Annotated in this window: 14 protein-coding genes; 4 read left to right on the top strand and 10 right to left on the bottom strand. The window is 73.3% G+C overall.

The features are described 5' to 3' along the window. Positions 1-14: 14 nt before the first annotated feature. Positions 15-1,658 carry an APC family permease gene (locus DBP14_RS30535; protein ID WP_129310578.1) on the top strand — a complete coding sequence of 548 codons (1,644 nt, stop codon included), beginning with the start codon at positions 15-17 and terminating at the stop codon, positions 1,656-1,658. Positions 1,659-1,712: 54 nt separating this feature from the next. Here the strand turns inward: DBP14_RS30535 and DBP14_RS30530 are convergent, their stop codons facing one another. Further along, entirely contained in the window at positions 1,713-2,072 is a 360-nt protein-coding gene (locus DBP14_RS30530) for a metalloregulator ArsR/SmtB family transcription factor (protein ID WP_129310577.1), read from the bottom strand. Positions 2,073-2,144: 72 nt separating this feature from the next. Between DBP14_RS30530 and DBP14_RS30525 the strand changes: the two genes are divergently transcribed. After that, a complete protein-coding gene (locus DBP14_RS30525) occupies positions 2,145-3,245 on the top strand; it encodes a cation diffusion facilitator family transporter (RefSeq protein WP_241741072.1) in 1,101 nt (366 codons plus the stop codon). A gap of 22 nt (positions 3,246-3,267) precedes the next feature. Here the strand turns inward: DBP14_RS30525 and DBP14_RS30520 are convergent, their stop codons facing one another. Together DBP14_RS30520 and DBP14_RS30515 are read right to left on the bottom strand one after the other, a co-directional pair. After that, positions 3,268-3,831: a YbaK/EbsC family protein gene (locus tag DBP14_RS30520; RefSeq protein WP_129310575.1), complete on the bottom strand. Its 564-nt coding sequence runs from the start codon at positions 3,829-3,831 to the stop codon at positions 3,268-3,270. Positions 3,832-3,850: 19 nt separating this feature from the next. Then, positions 3,851-4,423 carry an XRE family transcriptional regulator gene (locus DBP14_RS30515; RefSeq protein WP_129310574.1) on the bottom strand — a complete coding sequence of 191 codons (573 nt, stop codon included), beginning with the start codon at positions 4,421-4,423 and terminating at the stop codon, positions 3,851-3,853. Positions 4,424-4,532: 109 nt separating this feature from the next. Here DBP14_RS30515 and DBP14_RS30510 point away from each other — a divergent pair, with 109 nt between their 5' ends. After that, a complete protein-coding gene (locus tag DBP14_RS30510; RefSeq protein WP_129310573.1) occupies positions 4,533-5,390 on the top strand; it encodes an EamA family transporter in 858 nt (285 codons plus the stop codon). Positions 5,391-5,455: 65 nt separating this feature from the next. Here DBP14_RS30510 and DBP14_RS30505 read toward each other — a convergent pair whose 3' ends face one another. Then, the gene (locus DBP14_RS30505) at positions 5,456-6,220 is read right to left on the bottom strand and encodes an acyltransferase (protein WP_129310571.1); all 765 of its coding nucleotides are present in this window, start codon (positions 6,218-6,220) and stop codon (positions 5,456-5,458) included. 151 nt (positions 6,221-6,371) lie between these two features. Here DBP14_RS30505 and DBP14_RS30500 point away from each other — a divergent pair, with 151 nt between their 5' ends. Continuing rightward, positions 6,372-6,899, top strand: coding sequence for a gamma carbonic anhydrase family protein (locus DBP14_RS30500; protein ID WP_129312163.1), 528 nt, complete (start codon positions 6,372-6,374; stop codon positions 6,897-6,899). A gap of 91 nt (positions 6,900-6,990) precedes the next feature. Here DBP14_RS30500 and DBP14_RS30495 read toward each other — a convergent pair whose 3' ends face one another. The 6 genes from DBP14_RS30495 to DBP14_RS30470 form a co-directional block, all read right to left on the bottom strand. Next, a complete protein-coding gene (locus DBP14_RS30495; protein ID WP_129310569.1) occupies positions 6,991-7,638 on the bottom strand; it encodes a DedA family protein in 648 nt (215 codons plus the stop codon). 85 nt (positions 7,639-7,723) lie between these two features. Next, positions 7,724-8,809 (bottom strand): class I SAM-dependent methyltransferase, encoded by a 1,086-nt coding sequence (locus DBP14_RS30490; protein WP_206739482.1) that lies wholly within the window; start codon positions 8,807-8,809, stop codon positions 7,724-7,726. Between the two features lie 125 nt (positions 8,810-8,934). Further along, positions 8,935-10,119, bottom strand: a complete 1,185-nt coding sequence (locus tag DBP14_RS30485) for a glycosyltransferase (protein WP_129310567.1) — start codon at positions 10,117-10,119, stop codon at positions 8,935-8,937. After that, positions 10,116-10,922 (bottom strand): alpha/beta hydrolase, encoded by an 807-nt coding sequence (locus DBP14_RS30480; RefSeq protein ID WP_129310565.1) that lies wholly within the window; start codon positions 10,920-10,922, stop codon positions 10,116-10,118. Before DBP14_RS30480 ends, DBP14_RS30485 begins: the two co-directional genes overlap by 4 nt. A gap of 3 nt (positions 10,923-10,925) precedes the next feature. After that, positions 10,926-11,180, bottom strand: a complete 255-nt coding sequence (locus tag DBP14_RS30475; protein WP_129312161.1) for an acyl carrier protein — start codon at positions 11,178-11,180, stop codon at positions 10,926-10,928. 98 nt (positions 11,181-11,278) lie between these two features. Continuing rightward, positions 11,279-16,306 (bottom strand): type I polyketide synthase, encoded by a 5,028-nt coding sequence (locus tag DBP14_RS30470; RefSeq protein WP_129310563.1) that lies wholly within the window; start codon positions 16,304-16,306, stop codon positions 11,279-11,281.

The raw sequence follows: 16,306 nt of genomic DNA, 5'->3' as shown, positions 1-16,306 counted from the left end.
GAGGCCACTCGTACATGGTGAATGTCGACCATGCAGCCGCGCCCGTAGCCACGAAGGACCCGGGCGGCGGTCTACGCCGCGACGTCGGGCTGATCGGTCTGATGTGGGCCTCCGTGGGCTCCATCATCGGGTCCGGCTGGCTCTTCGGTGCCCAGGAGGCGGTCGTGGTGGCCGGCCCCGCGGCGATCATCTCGTGGGTGATCGGCGCGGTGGCCATCGTGCTGCTGGCACTCGTGCACGCCGAACTCGGCGGCATGTTCCCGGTCGCCGGCGGTACCGCCCGCTACCCGCACTACGCCTTCGGCGGCCTGGCCGGCATGTCGTTCGGCTGGTTCTCCTGGCTCCAGGCCGCGACCGTCGCACCGATCGAGGTCGAGGCCATGGTCGGCTACGCGAAGCACTGGAAGTGGGCCGACGGGCTGCAGCACGCCGACGGCACCCTCAGCACCAGCGGCTTCACCGCCGCTGTCGTCCTGATGGCGATCTTCGTCGCCGTCAACTTCTTCGGTGTCCGCGCCCTGGCGCACACCAACAGCGCCGCCACCTGGTGGAAGATCGCCGTCCCGCTCGCGGCGATCTTCATCATCGCGATCGGCAACTTCCACCCGGGCAACTTCACCTCCGAGGGCTTCGCCCCGTTCGGAGCCAAGGGCGTCCTCGGCGCGATCAGCTCCAGCGGCATCATCTTCGCGCTGCTCGGCTTCGAGCAGGCGATCCAGCTGGCCGGTGAGAGCCGCAACCCCAAGCGGGACCTGCCGCGCGCGACCCTCGGCTCGGTCGCGATCGGCGCCGTGATCTACATCCTGCTCCAGGTCGTGTTCATCCTCGCGCTGCCGCACGCCACGTTCGCGCACGGCTGGGCCAAGCTCGACTTCCCGGGTATCAGCGGCCCCTGGGCCGGTCTCGCCACCATGGTGGGCCTCGGCTGGCTGGGCTTCGTCCTGTACGTCGACGCGATCATCTCTCCCGGAGGCACCGGCCTGATCTACACCACGGCCACCTCCCGGGTCTCCTTCGGCCTCGCCAAGAACGGCTACGCGCCGAAGCTGTTCGCCAAGACGGACTCCCGCGGTGTGCCGTGGTTCGGTCTGATCATGTCGTTCGTCACCGGTGTGATCTGCTTCCTGCCGTTCCCGAGCTGGCAGCAGCTGGTCGGCTTCATCACCTCGGCGAGCGTGCTGATGTACGCGGGCGCCCCGCTGGCGTACGGCGTCTTCGCCGACCGGCTGCCGGGTCACGAGCGCCCGTACCGGCTGCCCGGCGGCAAGATCATCTCGCCGCTGTCCTTCGTGGTCGCCAACCTGATCATCTACTGGGCCGGCTGGGACACCCTGTGGCGGCTCGGCTTCGCGATCCTGCTCGGCTACGTGCTGCTCGGCTCGTACGCCTGGTACGCCATCCGCAAGGGCCTGCCCGACGCGCCCCGGCTGGACTTCAAGGCCGCGCAGTGGCTGCCGGCGTACCTCGTGGGCATCGGCGTGATCTCCTGGCAGGGCGGCTTCGGCGGCCAGGGCCACATCGGCCTGTGGTGGGACATCGCGGTCGTCGCGGCCTTCTCGATCGGCATCTACTACTGGGCCAAGGCCACCGCCTCCAAGCCCGAGCAGATCCAGCGTGACATCGAGGAAGTCGTGGTCACGGACGCCCCGGCGCACTGACCCTCGCTCCTCATGACGGTGTCCCGTCGGCCGCTCCTGGCCGGCGGGACACCGTCATGAGGAGGCGTCCCCTCCACCGGTCCGCTCGGTGAGCCGGTGGTCCGCGGCGTTCAGCGCCTCGTCGACCAGGCGGCGCAGATGGCCGTCGGCGAGGCCGTACACCACGCGGCGGCCCTCCTTGCGGGTCGTCACCAGGCCGGCCAGGCGCAGCCGGGCCAGATGCTGGCTGACGGCGGGCCGGGCGGCGCCGCAGGCCCCGGTGAGCGTGCTGACGTCGGCCTCGCCCGCCGTCAGGGCGTGCATCAGGCTGAGGCGGGTGCGGTCGCCGAGCAGCGCGAGGAGTTCCGCCGCGAGCGTGAAGTGTTCCGCGCCGGGTGTGCGCGGGTGCGCATGATGCGCAGGTGACAGGTGCATGCGTGCGCTCGTACGCACATAATGGCTCGATGGACGCCCGTACGTCCACACCGCCACGGGAAGGGGACCCTCGTGACCGACCGGCACACCCACCGCCACGACCACGACGACCATCGTCACGGGCACGCCCATCATCACGGGCACGCCCATCATCACGGGCACGCCCACCCCCGTCCGCACCCCGCCGCCGGCCTCCGGCACCGGCTGGCCCATCTGTTCGCCCCCCACTCGCACGAGAGCGCCGACAAGCTGGACACGGCGCTTGAGTCGTCCGCGCGCGGCATGCGGGCGCTGTGGGTGTCGCTGGCCGTGCTGGGCGCGACCGCCGCCGCCCAGGGGGTGGTGGTCGCGCTGTCCGGGTCGGTGGCGCTGCTCGGGGACTCGGTGCACAACGCCGCCGACGCGCTGACGGCCGTACCGCTGGGCATCGCCTTCGTACTGGGCCGACGGGCGGCGACCCGGCGCTTCACCTACGGCTACGGGCGCGCGGAGGACCTGGCGGGGCTCGTGATCGTGCTGACCATCGCCGTGTCCGCCGCCTTCGCCGCCTGGACGGCCGCCGTACGGCTGCTGGACCCGCGGCCGGTCGAGCACGTGCCGGCGGTCGCGGTGGCCGCCCTCGTCGGGTTCGCGGGCAACGAGTGGGTGGCCCGGTACCGGATGCGGGTGGGGCGCGAGATCGGGTCGGCCGCGCTGGTCGCCGACGGGCTGCACGCCCGCACCGACGGGTTCGCCTCGCTGGCCGTGCTGCTGGGCGCGGGCGGTGCCGCCCTGGGATGGCGCCTGGCCGACCCGGTCGTGGGGCTGCTGATCACCGCCGCGATCGCGCTGGTGCTGCGGGACGCGGCACGGGAGGTGTTCCGGCGCATGATGGACGCCGTCGACCCGGAGCTGGTGGACCGGGCCGAGCGAGCCGTGCGGGGCGTGCCGGGCGTGCGCGAGGTGGGGGAACTGCGGCTCCGCTGGATCGGGCACCGGCTGCGGGCCGAGCTGGCGGTCGTGGTGGACGGTGACGTGACCGTGCGGGAGGCGCACGCGGTCGCCGTCGACGCCGAACACGCGCTGCTGCACGCCGTGCCGAGGCTGACGGCCGCCCTCGTGCACGCCGATCCGGCGCCGGCTCCGGGCGAGACGGACCCGCATCTGGCGCTGGCCCACCATCTGACGGCGTGAACCGGGCGGGGAAAGCCCCGGCTCAGGCGAGCCCGAGCCCGAGTCCCTCCAGCACCACCGCTCCCGGCAGTTCGGCGAACGCCTTGCCGGGCACCAGCAGCTTGCCCCGGCGGCGGCCGCTGCCCACGAGGACGTACGGCAGGTCGATCACCGCCGGGTCCACGAACAGCGGCCAGCCGGAGGGCAGTCCGACCGGTGTGATGCCGCCGTACTCCATGCCGGTCTCGCCGGTCGCCGTGTCCATCGAGGCGAACGACGCCTTGCGGGCGCCCAGTTGACGGCGGACGAGACCGTTGACGTCGGCCCGCGTGGTGGACAGCACCAGGCACGCGGCGAGCGTGGTCCCGCCGCCCCGCTTGCCCGCGACCACCACGCAGTTCGCGGACCGCTCCACCAGGTCGCTGCCGTAGTGCTCGACGAAGACGGCGGTGTCGGCCCACTCCGGTTCGGTGTCGACGTAGAGGATCCGCTCGGCGGGGACGCCTCCCTGCCAGTGGCGTACGGCGTCGGCGACGGGAGCGATCAGGGCGTCGAGGCAGTCCGGGGCGGGGGTGGCGGTGTCGAAGTTTCCGATCGGTGCGCGCATGGCCGCACGCTAACAAGCCTCAGGCCACGGGCGGCACGGAGACCGCCATGATCATCTCCATCGGGGCCTCGCCGCGGTTGCCGTAGACGTGGGGCGTGTTCGCCTCGAAGGAGGCGCTGGCTCCGGCGGGGACGAGGTGGTCCTCGCCGTCCACGGTGAGCGTCAGTTCACCCGCGAGGACGTGGACCAGTTCGACAGTGCCGCCGGGGTGCGGTTCGGAGGGGCTGCTGTCCCCCGGCATCAGCCGCCAGTCCCACATCTCCAGTGGTCCGGGCGCCTCGGTGCCGGCCAGCAGCCGGTTGTAGCTGCCGGTGTCCGTGTGCCACAGCCGTACGGCCCGGTCGGCGGGGACGATGCGGACCCGCGGGCCCCGCTCGTAGTCCAGCAGGGTGGTGACGCTGACGCCGAGCGCGTCACCGATCTTGACGACGGTGCCGATGCTCGGATTGGTGCGGGCCTGCTCGATCTGGATGAGCATCCCGCGACTGACACCGGCCCGGGCGGCGAGCACATCGAGGGTGAAGCCGCGCACCGCGCGCCAGTGCTTGACGTTGCGCGCCAGGGATTGGGTCAGGAGTTCGAGGTCCGACACATTCCGTCCATTATGCGAGAAGTCAAATATCTTCGATGACAGCGTTCAATTCAGTGAACTACCGTGTGATGCACCTGATCGTTCACCGAACTGTACTGCGAGGCGGGCCGTGACAGCATTCTTCGCCCTGACCACCAGTCTCCTGTGGGGACTGGCCGATTTCGGCGGCGGACTGCTCACACGACGTACGCCCGCGCTGACCGTGGTGGTCGTGTCCCAGACCATCGCGACGGCCGTCCTGGGCGTGATCGTGGTCGCCACCGGCGGCTGGAGCGAGGCCGGCCCCCGCCTGTGGTTCGCGTTCGCCGCCGGGCTCGTCGGCCCGGTGGCCATGATCTCCTTCTACAAGGCGCTGGCGCTCGGCCCCATGGGCGTGGTCTCCCCGCTCGCCACGCTGAGCGTGGCCGTCCCCGTGAGCGTCGGCCTGTTCCTGGGCGAGCGGCCGGGCCTGCTGCAGGTCGCGGGGATCGCGGTCGCGGTCACCGGTGTCGTGCTGGCCGGCGGCCCACAACTGCGGGGCGCCGCGGTGCAGCGGCGCACGATCCTGCTCACGCTGGTCGCGGCCCTCGGCTTCGGCGCGGTGTTCGTGCTGATCTCCGAGGCCTCGACCACGCTCACCGGTCTGTTCCTGGCGCTGTTCGTGCAGCGCCTGACGAACGTGGCGGCGGGCGGCGCCGCCCTGTACGTGTCCGTCCGGAGGGGTGCCGCAGCCCTGCCGGAGGGCGGTCTCGCCTGGTCCGCGCTGCCCGCGCTGGGCTTCGTCGGTCTCGCCGACGTGGCGGCCAACGGCACCTACTCCGTCGCCGCCCACCACGGACCGGTCACCGTGGCGGCCGTGCTCGCCTCGCTGTACCCGGTGGTGACCGCGCTGGCGGCGCGCGGTTTCCTCAGCGAACGGCTGCGGGCCGTCCAGGCGGCGGGCGCGGGCCTCGCCCTGCTGGGCACGCTGCTGCTGGCCACCGGCTGACCGCCGGCCGGCGACGGACTCAGTCGCCGACCGCCGGCCGGCCCAGCCGTCCGCCACCGCCCGACTCAGCCGTCGGCCTCCAGCCGGGCCAGTCGCTCGATGCCGTCCTCGTCGAGGCCGGCCAGCGCCAGCAACTGCTCGGGCGTCGTGCCGTCGGGGATCGGCACCGGGGCGGGCGTCCTGAGCGGCGGCTGCCAGCCGTCGTCGGGCGTCCAGCGCCGTACGACCCTGGCGGGCGCCCCGGCCACCACGGCGTGGTCGGGCACCGCGCCCCGCACCACCGCGCCCGCCGCGACGACCACGTTCCGCCCGATCCGCGCACCCGGCAGGATCACCGCGCCGGTGCCGATCCAGCAGCCCGCGCCGATCTCCACCGGCTCCATCCGGGGCCACTGCTTGCCGATGGGCTGGTCCGGATCGTCGTAGGAGTGATTGGTCGAGGTGACGTACACGTACGGCCCGAAGTAGCAGTCGCTGCCGATGGTGACGGTCGTGTCGGCGATGACGTGACTGCCGCGGCCGAGGACGACCCCGTCCCCGATGCGCAGGATCGGCTCGGGCCCGAGGTCCAGGTCGGGCATCAGACCGGCGGTGAGGGTGACCTGCTCGCCGATGATGCAGTGCGCGCCCAGGTGGATCCACGGCTCGCCGAAGACCGTGCCCAGCGGGAACGCGAGCCTGGTCGACTCCCCGATCGCACCGAAGCGGTAGCCCGCGGGGTGCTCGGCCGTGACCGATCCCCGGCGCTGCGCCCAGGCCCAGGCCGCGTGGACGGCTCGCTGGGCGAGACCGCGTCGCCAGGACGAGAACGTGTTCTTGGGCTCGGGCACGGGCTCACGTTACTCATCGGTTGCCTCGGGCGAGAGAGCGGGCTGCTGTGATCTTTGCCCCATGTCTGACGTACTGTGCGCGTACGCGCGCGTGCCGCTGAGGACACCGGGACGCGAGGACACCAGGACCTGGGGAGACGGTGAGACGGCGATGACGCACAAGGCGCTGGTCGTGGGTATCGGCGGCAAGGAGCCGCGGATCGATCCGGAGGCGTTCGTGGCACCCACGGCCTCGGTGATCGGGGACGTGACGCTGGGCGCGGGAGCGAGCGTCTGGTACGGGGCCGTGGTGCGCGGGGACGTCGAGCGGATCGTCGTCGGCGCGGACGCGAACGTGCAGGACAACGTGACCCTGCACGCCGATCCCGGGTTTCCGGTGAGCGTCGGTGAGCGGGTGTCCATCGGTCACAACGCGGTGGTGCACGGGGCGACCGTGGAGGACGACTGCCTGATCGGGATGGGGGCGACCGTGCTGAACGGGGCGGTGATCGGGGCGGGGTCGCTCGTCGCCGCGCAGGCGTTGGTGCCGCAGGGGATGGTGGTGCCGGCGGGGTCGCTGGTGGCGGGGGTCCCGGCGAAGGTGCGGCGCGAGCTCAGCAGGGAGGAGCGTGAGGGGGTTACTCTCAACGGCACCTTGTACGCGGAGTTGGGGAAGGCGCATCGGGGGGTGCATGAGTAGGGGGGCTGGCGGGTGCGGGTGTGTTGTGGCTTGTCGCGCCCACGCGGCGGAGCCGCATATCGATACAGCCCCGCGCCCCTGACGGGGCACTTCAGTCCCCGGCGGTTACAGGTTGCCGTTCCTCGGACGTCGGTTGGTTCTTCTTGGCCTTGCGTTTGAGGATCAGCATGGAGAGCAGGCCGATCAGTACCGCCACGATCAGGCCCAGCCAGGAGAACTTCTTCAGCCAGCCTTCCGCCACTACGCCCACGTAGTAGATGACGGCTGTGGTGCCGCCGGCCCAGCAGATGCCACCGAGGACGTTGGCGGTCAGGAACTTCCAGTAGGGCATGTGGAGGACGCCGGCGAGGGGGCCCGCGAAGATGCGGAGGAGGGCGACGAAGCGGCCGAAGAAGACCGCCCACATGCCCCACTTCTCGAAGGAGCGCTCGGCGGTGGCCACGTGGCCCTCGCTGAAGTGTTTCGGGAACTTTCCGCCCAGCCAGGCGAGCAGGGGACGTCCGCCCTTGCGGCCGATCGCGTAGCCGATGGAGTCTCCGATCACCGCGCCGGCGGTCGCGCAGGCGCCCAGGACGATCGGGTTGATCCCGGAGGAGTGCTGGGAGGACATGAGCGCCGCGGAGACCAGGATGATCTCGCCCGGCAGCGGGATGCCCAGGCTCTCCAGACCGATCACCAGGGCCACCATCGCGTAGACGGCGCCCGCGGGGACCGAGTCGAGCCATTCCTGGACGTGCACGCCCCGTTCCTCCCGTGTAGCCGTCTCTGCCGTGTCAGACGCCAAGGCTACCCGGTCGGGTTGCTCGTGGGCGGACTCGCGTGCGTCACATCCGGCGGGCGATCAGCCGGTAGGCGTTGGCCAGGCCGAGGCGGTGGGAGACGGGCCGGACCGCGAGGCGGTCGAGGAGGGTGGCCAGGGCCAGGGCCGGCACGCCGCCGAGGAGGAGGGCCGTGCGCAGCGCCCGGCGCAGGCGGCCGGGTGGCTCGGGCAGCCAGGGCGCGTCCTCGCGCGGGGCGGTGTGGTCCAGGGCCAGCCAGACGGCGGCGAGGAGGTCGACCGGGTCGTGCGGCTCGGCGTGCTGCTCCGCGACCACCGTGAAACCGAGGTCGGCGAGGCGGCGCCGCAGATTGGCCACCGGCATGAAGTGCAGGTGCTGCGGTTGCAGCCAGGGCAGCCACCAGCGGCCGAGGAGGCGGGCGTACCGGCTCTCCGGGTCCGGTACCTCGATCAGCAGGTGCCCGCCGGGGCGGACCACCTCGCGGGCGGCCCTCAGTTCCCGGTCGGGGTCGGTGCTGTGCTCCAGGTAGTGGAACATGCTGACCACGTCGTAGTGGGCCGTGAGGTCGGGTGCCAGGTCGGGGAAGGCACCCCGGTAGGCGTGCTCGACGCGGCCCTCGCGGGCGGCGAGATCGACACCCTCCGTGAAGTCGAGCCCGTCGAACGCGGTGCCGGGCAGGACCGTGCGGGCGGCCTCGCAGAAGTGGCCGTGGCCCGTGCCGACGTCGAGCCACATCTTCGGTGACGGGTCGTGCGGCAGCATCGCCTCGGCCCGGCCGACGTACATCGCGGCCCGTCCGCCGAAGGTGCCGCTCATGCGCTGTTCGCCCAGGCCGTCGTAGAAGTCGCGGTAGTAGAACTCCAGTCCCTCGCTTGTCAGTTGGGGATTCTGGAAGGTGTGGCCGCAGTCCGTGCAGTGGTCCAGGGTGAAGCGGCCGGGTTTGTGCTGGAGGAGGTCGGTGGTGCGCAGGCGGGTGGTCAGCCGTGCGGAGGAGCACCAGGGGCAGGTGGTGCGCCGGGGGCCGAGGAAGTGGTCGGGCCCGGCGGCGAGGTCGGCCTGGTAGGCGGGGCGCAGGGCGGCGATCCGGGCGGTGTGGTCGGCGCGGTCGGTGTCCTTCTCGGGGTCGGTCATCGGCTCTCCGTTGTCCGTCATCGGCTCTGCGGGGTTCCTCGTCATCGGCTCTGCGGGGCTTCTCGTCGGCGGCGTGCGGTCCGGCGGCGGCTTGCGGTCGGCGTCGGCTTGCGGGTCGGGCCGGTTCACCCGTGGGTGGCCGCTGCCAGTCGTGCGAGGTGGTTCGCCGCCGTGCGGGCGCCGCCCGCCGCCCGGAAGGCGGTGCGGATGCGTGCGGCGGCGGCCCGATGGGCGGGGTCGTGCAGGACGGTGTCGAGGGTCGCGCCCAGGCGGGGCGCGGTGACCCGGCCGAACCTGACCCGGAGGCCCGCGCCGGCGTCGACGACCTGGCCGGCCACCACGGGCTGGTCGTCGCGGATGGGGGCGACGACCAGCGGGACGCCGTGCCAGAGCGCCTCGCACACGGTGTTGTGGCCGGCATGGCAGACGACCGCGTCCATCCGTTCCAGCAGCGGCAGTTGGGGCACGGACGGCAGGGTGAGCACGTCCTTGTCGGTGCCGCCGGCAGCCGGGGGTGCGGTGGGGTCGACGAGCACCGTCTGCACCCGGTCGGCGCGTTCCCGCAGCGCGGTGCCGCACTCGGCGAGGAAGCGTCCGCCGGCGTCGGCGTTGGCGGTGCCGAGGGTCACCAGGACCTTGGCGCGGCCGGGGTCCAGCCACTCCCACGGGAAGCCGGGTCCGGCCGGGCGGTCGGCGAGGGACGGTCCGACGTAGTGGATTCGCTCCCCCAACGGCGCCTGGGGGCCGATGAGTTCGGGGGTGCTGAAGACGAGCAGGAGATGGGGTGAGTAGCGGGGGTCGGCGATGCCCGCCGGGGTTCCGATCCGGGCGCGGAGGGCGGCCAGTTGGTTCCGCAGCCAGGCGGCGACCTTGGGCAGCCCGTCGTAGGCGCCGGTGAACTCGGCCGAGGTGGTGGCGGAAGTCGCCCAGGGGACGCCGAGGCGCTCGGCCACCAGGGCGCCGGCGAAGGCCTGCTGGTCGGCGACGACCACGTCGGGCCGGAACTCCGTGACGGCCGCCCGGACACCGGGTGCCATGGCGTCGGCGAGCGGCAGCAGGTACCACTCCCACAGGAACCGCAGCGCCTCGGCGCCCCGCAGGTCCGGCGGTCGTACGGCTCCCTCGGCGCCCGGCACCGGGCCGGCGCAGGCGTACACGTGGGCGTCCGCGCCCGCGAGCCGCCGTACCAGTGCGGGGTCGGCGCAGGCCCAGGCGACGCGGTGCCCGTCGGCGGTGAGCCGGGCCGCGACACCCACGGCCGGGTTGATGTGCCCGACCAGCGGCGGGACGACGAACAGAAAGCCGCTCACCGCGCCCCCGCTCCCTCGACGGAGCGGATCAGGTCCAGGATGTGGCCGCCGACCGTCCCGGCGGCCTCCACCAGCACCGAGTGCTCGTGGCCCGGCAGCACGACCGGCCGGAAGTCCGTCAGCAGCGCCGCCATGCGGGGCGCCAGTTCCACCAGGTCGGAGTCGCCGCCGTACACGCCGAGGACCGGGCAGCGTACGGCCCTGATCGCGTCCTCGGTCAGCACGCGGCTGGCGGGGATGTCCCGGCCGAGGGTGGTCTCGCGGGCGAGCCGGGCCGCGCCCTTGGCCAGGCGGGCGGTGTTGTGGCCGCGGTGGGCGGTGATCCAGGCGATGACGTCCGGCTCGTTGTGGGCCAGTTCGGTCAGTACCCGGCGCAGGATGCCGCCCAGTTTCCCCGCCCAGGCGGTGGTCGCCGGCTCGGACTCGATCAGGGTGAGCCCGGCCACGCGCGCGGGGTGGCGGGCCGCGTAGCCGAAGGCGATCGTGCCGCCGTAGGAGTTGCCGACGAGGTGGACGGGACCGTTGACGCCGAGCCGGTCCAGGAGGGCTTCCAGGTCGTCGATGTTGTGGTCCAGGGTGTAGCCCGCGCGCGGGCGTTCGCTGCGGCCGTGTCCGCGCAGGTCGTACATGACCACGTCGAGGCCGGCGGCTGCGAAGGCCGGAGCGACGGTGAAGTAGTAGCTGGCCAGGCTGTCGGTGAGCAGTCCGTGGACGAGGACGACGGTGGCGTGGGGGGTGCGGCCGTCGGCTGGTCCCGTGCGCTGGACGTGCAGCCGGATGCGGCCCGTGTCGACCATGGCCATGGCTCAGCCCGCCTCCGGCGCCTTCAGGCTCCACACCACGTACTCGACGAGCCGGCCCACGGTCAGCTCGATGATCTCGTCGAACTCCATCCCGGCCAGGAACTCGGCGAGGTTGACCCGCCTCCCGTAGCGCTCCTCCAGGAGGCCGGCGAGGGTGACGAGGTCGATGCTCTCCAGCTCCAGGTCGCGGTTGAAGGTGGTGGACATCCCTATCAGCACGTCGTCGTCGCCGTACTCCTCCAGGACGGTGCGGAGCATGGCGGTGACGTCGGCGAGCACGGTGGCCGCGGTGTCCGCGGTGTCTGACGTGTCCGCGGTGTCCGCGGTGGGCTGCGCGGGGGTCAGGCGGGTGGGGTTCATCGGTGGGGGTCCTCCACATCGTCTCTTCCGGATACGTCCGCTCTTCCGGATACGTCCGCCGGGCCGGTCGTCCAGGCCACCACGAGGTCGCGGGCCGGGAGGGCGGGCGGGTAGCTCACGGGCGCGCAGTGCACGGTGTAGGCCGGATACATGCGGCCCGCGACGAGCAGCCGGCTGCCGTCCGCCGCGGCCCGCAGGACGGTGAAGTCCCTGGGGCTGCCGTCGAATCCGGTGCCCTCGGCCTTGGCGACGGCTTCCTTCGCGGCCCAGAAGCGGGTGAACCACACGGCCTCCGGGTCGGTCCCGGACGCGCACCGGGCGTGCAGCAGCCGGAGTTCGTCCGGGGCGAGCGCGGTGGCGAGGGTCGCCGGGTCGCGTGGGGTGACCTCCTCGACGTCGATACCGGGTCCGGGCCGCGCGCTGTGCGGCCGTACGATCGCCACGCCCGTCTCGGCGCGGTGGGCGAGGGAGACGTCCAGCGGGGGCAGGACGCGGCCGTGCACGCCGGTGACGTGGGGCCGGCCCGACTCGTCGTTGCCGACCCGGAGTTCCGCCGGGAAGACCGGTCCCTCGCCGTGGTTCCAGAGCCAGTGCCGTACGGCGTCCTTCACGGCGATCCTGCCGAGCAGCCACTGGCGGCGGCCGCGCGGCGGACGTCCGGCGTACTCGGTGCGTTCGGCACCGCCCAGCGTGTTGCGCATGATCAGCTCGCGGGAGGCGAGGTCGGGCCAGCGCTCGTGCACCAGCGCCCAGCCTTCGGGTCTGGCCTCGGAGAGGGTGTGGCGCTCCGGGAAGCGTTCGGCGGGCCGGGTCTGCGGGTCGTTGTCGAACCTGCGGTCCTGCCAGCCGCTGATCACCGCCCACACCCTGCCGCCGACGGTGAGTTCGGCGTCCGCCTCCAGGAGGGTGTCGGTGAGTTCGGTGATCCGGATCAGGCAGCCGACCCGGGTGCCGGTCGCCGGGTGCGGGCCGTGGAAGCGCATCCGGCGCATCTGCACGGGGAAGACGACGGTCCGCTCGATGCGGGTCGACATGATCCAGTAGCCGAGGAGCTGGCCGACGTTGTCCAGCAGGGCCCCGGGCGCAGCGGGGGTGGTGATCACTCCCCGGATGTGCCGGTCGCCGATCGCGGTCAGGTCGGTGAGGCCCTGGTAGGCAGGGCCGTGGAACATCCACCGGTCGGTGTAGAGCTGGGCTGCGCTGTGCCGGGGGGTGCGTTCGGGGCCGAGGCCGTCGGCGAGGTGGGGCGGGGGCGGGTCCGGGTGCCGTGGGGCGAGTTCGACCACGGCGCGAGCGGTCGGACCGAAGGTCACGGTGGCCCGGTCCGGGGTGTCTCGGGCGACGGTCACCTGGACGTCGGCCGGGGGCGTGGCGGTCAGCCAGCGGTCGAACCGGGCCCCGTGCACGGCGGTCGCCGTCAGCCCCGGGGCCGCTCGCTCCGCCGCCTCCATCATGTGCCGGATGATCGTCGTGGCGGGCACGACCGGCCAACGGTCGTCTACATCCGGCCATCCGCGACGCTGCGGGAAGAAGCAGTGGTCCAGGAGGTGGGGCATGGAGTGGGGGGAGATGCGCAGGGTTTGGGTGGTGGTGGCGGCGGTGGGGGGTGCGGGGGGCTGGGCGGGAGATGCCGGGGGGTGCGCGGGGGTGGCGGGGTACGCCGGGGCGTGTGCGGAGGTGGCGCTAGAGGTCGGGGGCTGCGCGGGGGTGCCGGGAGACGCCGGGGGCTGCGCTGCGGGGGCGGGCGGTGCGGCTGCCGGGGCCGGCGGCGTGGTGGCCTGGGCGGTGGCTGGGAGGCGGGCCCGGCGTGCCGTGAGTAGGTGCACCGCTGTGTCCGCGGTTTCCCGCAGGAGTGCGGTCAGCTCGGCGGCGGCCGGGATGCGGGTGGCCAGGTCGTCGAGGGGGGATGCGCCGGGCCCCGTTGTCCGGCCCGCCGCCGGTCGGCTCGGGCGCAGTTCGGCCCGGAGGGCGTCGAGGTCCGGTCCGGTGAGCGAGACGAGGGCGCCGTCGAGGTCGAGGCGGACCGGCGGCCGGCCGGAGGCGGCGGCGCGGGGAGCGGTCGGGGCCGTCGGCCGCAAGTTGGTCGGAGCCGTCGCTTGAGTGAGGGTCGGGGGCGTCGGGTGGGGGACGCTCGGGGTCGTCGGGTGGGGGACGGTCGGGGCCACGGCGGCGCCCGCCGTCCACAGTGCCGTTGCCACGCGCCGCAGTTGGGCCATGCCCTCGCGGTGCGGCGAGTTCGCGGCGACGGCCAGGTGGTCGCGGTCCCCCAGCGTGTCGTCGACGAGGGAGGCCAGGTGGCCGGGTCCTGCCTGGACGAAGGCGCGGTGACCGGCCGCGTACAGCGCCTCGGTGAGCTGCCGGAAGCGCACGGGTTCCAGCAGGTGCCGTACGAACAGCTCCCGTACCGCCGATTCGGCCTCCGGGAAGGGCGCCGCCGTGGTCCCCGACCAGACGGGCACGGTCGGCGGATGCAGCCGGAAGCGGCCGGCGGCGGCCTTGATGGGCTCCAGGTACGGTTCGAGCATCGGGGTGTGGAAGCCCGAGCGGAACGGCAGGACCTGGCAGAGGACGCCCTGGGCGCGGAAGTGCCCGGCGAACTCCTCGACTGCCTCGTCCGGTCCGCACACCATCGCCTGGTGCGGTGCGTTGTCATGGGAGAGGACGATCCCGGAACCGGCCCACGCCGTGTCGAGTTCGGCGCGCACGCGTGCGGCACCGGCGCCCACGGCGGCGAAGGCGAGGCCCGGGACGGTCACCGTGTCGGGGTCGAACCCGTCCATGAACGCGTCGACCTGAGCGCCCGAGTACAGTCCGGCGACCGCCATGGCCGTCCACTCCCCCACGCTGTGCCCGGCGACCGCGTCCGGGACCAGCCCCATGCGGCGCAACGCCGTGTCCAGGAGCCGGCCGGCGCCGACGACACCGAATCCGTGCCGGCCCACGTCCCCGGCGTCGACGCCGGCACCCCGGAGAGGCGGCAAGTGGAAGTGGGCGGCGATGTCGTCGACGCGGGGGGTGAAGTCGCCTTCCAGGCCGGGGAAGAGGAAGGCCAGCTTGCCTTCCGGTCGTCGTTGCCCCAGCAGCGGTGCGGGCCGGAACCACAGGTCGTTTCGGCCGTGCCAGGCCCGCCCCCTGGCGACCGCGCGCCGGGCGAGGGCCAGCCGCTTGGCGGTGGGACCGACCATCCCGAGCCGGGCCGGACCGGCCTCGGAGTGCGCCCGTGCGGGGTCCAGGCCGGAGCCGAGGACGGCCGTGTCGTCCCGGTCCAGCAGCTCCGCCAGCCGGTCGGCGCCGTCGGCGGCGAGCAGCAGCACCCGCTCGGGCTCGGTGACCCGCACCTCGATCCGATGGGCCGGTGTCGTGACGACTGCCGGTCGCACTGGTGTCGGACCGGTTGCCGTACGAGCCGACGTCATCATGGCTGACGGTCGCATCGGACCGGTTCCCGGTCGAACCGGCAGGTGATCGGCGGCCGGGCGGGCCGGATCGACTGCCGGGCGCGCCGGATCGACCGCTGGGCGAGCCGGTTCGGTTTCGATTGCCGACCGAGGGCGCGTCACTGGGCCGGGAAGAGGGACCGTCGGCCGGCCCCCCGGCGCCTCCTCCAGCACCACGTGGGCGTTGATCCCGCCGAACCCGAAGGCGTTCACGGCGGCCCGCCGGACCGGTTGCCGGGGGTCCGTCTCCCACGGTTCGGCCCGCTCCAGCGTGCGGAAACGAGTCGCGGCGAGGGCGGGGTGGGGGTCGTCGCAGTGCAGGGTCGGGAGCAGGGTGCCGTGGTGGAGGGCGAGGGCGGCCTTGACCAGACCCGCCACTCCGGCGGCCGGCATGGTGTGGCCGATCATCGACTTCACCGAGCCGAGGACCGCACGCCCGTCACCGTTCACCGTCCCCGGCCCGAACACCTCGCGCACGGTGGCGAGTTCTGCGCCGTCACCGGCCGGGGTCGCGGTGCCGTGCGCCTCCAGCAGGCCGAGGGAGCCGGGCGCCGTGGGATCGAGGCCGGCGGCCCGCCATGCCTGGCGCACCGCACGGGCCTGCCCACCGGGATCGGGGCTGGCGAGTCCGGCGGTACGGCCGTCGCTGGCCACGCCGGTGCCCCGGATCACCGCGTAGACGCGGTCACCGTCCCGTTCCGCGTCCGCGAGCCGTTTCAGTACGACGACGCCGGTGCCCTCACCGATGAGGATGCCGTCGGCGTCGCGGTGGAAGGGGCGGATGCGCTCGGTCGGGGAGAGTGCGCGGAGCTGGGAGAAGACGCTCCACAGGGTGATGTCGTGGCAGTGGTGGACCCCGCCGGCCAGCATCATGTCGCAGCGTCCGGAGGCGAGTTCGCCGACCGCGTGGTCGACGGCGACCAGTGAGGAGGCGCAGGCGGCGTCCACCGTGAAGGCGGGGCCGCGCAGGTCGAGGCGGTTGGCGATCCGTGAGGCGGCGAGGTTGGGGACCAGGCCGATCGCGGACTCGGGGCTGTCCGCGCCGAGCCGGTCGGTGAAGGCCCGGCGCACCCGGTCCAGTTGGGCAGGAGACAGTTCGGGCAGCAACTCGCCGAGCGTGTGCACGAGTTGCCCTGCCGTACGCACGCGCTGGTCGAGTCGGACCAGGCCGGGGGTGAGGTAGCCGCCCCGGCCGAGGGCGACGCCGATCCGGTCGCGGTCGGGGAGCCGATCGGCACCGCCCGCGTCGGCGAGCGCGGCGGCGGCCACGTCGAGGGCGATGAGCTGGTCGGGCTCGGTGCCGGGCACCGAGGCGGGCATGATGCCGTACCGGGTGACCTCGACCTCGGCCAGGCCGTCCACGAATCCGCCGCGCCGGCAGTACACCTGGTCGGCGAGGGCCGGCCCGGTGGCGGAGCCGGGGCGGTAGTAGGCGGCGTCCCACCGCCCCTCGGGCACCTCGCGGATCGCGTCCACGCCGTCGCGGAGGTTGCGCCAGTAGACGTCGAGGTCCGCGGCGCCGGGCAGCAGCACCGCCATGCCGACGACCGCCGCGGCGTGCGCGGCGGGTGAGTGACGGCCGGTCAT

The organism is Streptomyces sp. L2, assembly GCF_004124325.1.
Lineage (GTDB): Bacteria > Actinomycetota > Actinomycetes > Streptomycetales > Streptomycetaceae > Streptomyces.
The sequence above is the reverse complement of the archived record's forward strand: the minus strand, read 5'-3'. Positions and strand labels throughout refer to the sequence as shown.

Excerpts from the sequence above, each read along its gene's own strand:
- DBP14_RS30535 (WP_129310578.1), top strand. The coding sequence starts at position 15 with ATGGTGAATGTCGACCATGCAGCCGCGCCCGTAGCCACGAAGGACCCG.
- DBP14_RS30530 (WP_129310577.1), bottom strand. The coding sequence starts at position 2,072 with ATGCACCTGTCACCTGCGCATCATGCGCACCCGCGCACACCCGGCGCG.
- DBP14_RS30520 (WP_129310575.1), bottom strand. The coding sequence starts at position 3,831 with ATGCGCGCACCGATCGGAAACTTCGACACCGCCACCCCCGCCCCGGAC.
- DBP14_RS30500 (WP_129312163.1), top strand. The coding sequence starts at position 6,372 with ATGACGCACAAGGCGCTGGTCGTGGGTATCGGCGGCAAGGAGCCGCGG.
- DBP14_RS30490 (WP_206739482.1), bottom strand. The coding sequence starts at position 8,809 with ATGACCGACCCCGAGAAGGACACCGACCGCGCCGACCACACCGCCCGG.
- DBP14_RS30480 (WP_129310565.1), bottom strand. The coding sequence starts at position 10,922 with ATGGCCATGGTCGACACGGGCCGCATCCGGCTGCACGTCCAGCGCACG.
- DBP14_RS30475 (WP_129312161.1), bottom strand. The coding sequence starts at position 11,180 with ATGCTCCGCACCGTCCTGGAGGAGTACGGCGACGACGACGTGCTGATA.
- DBP14_RS30470 (WP_129310563.1), bottom strand. The coding sequence starts at position 16,306 with ATGACCGGCCGTCACTCACCCGCCGCGCACGCCGCGGCGGTCGTCGGC.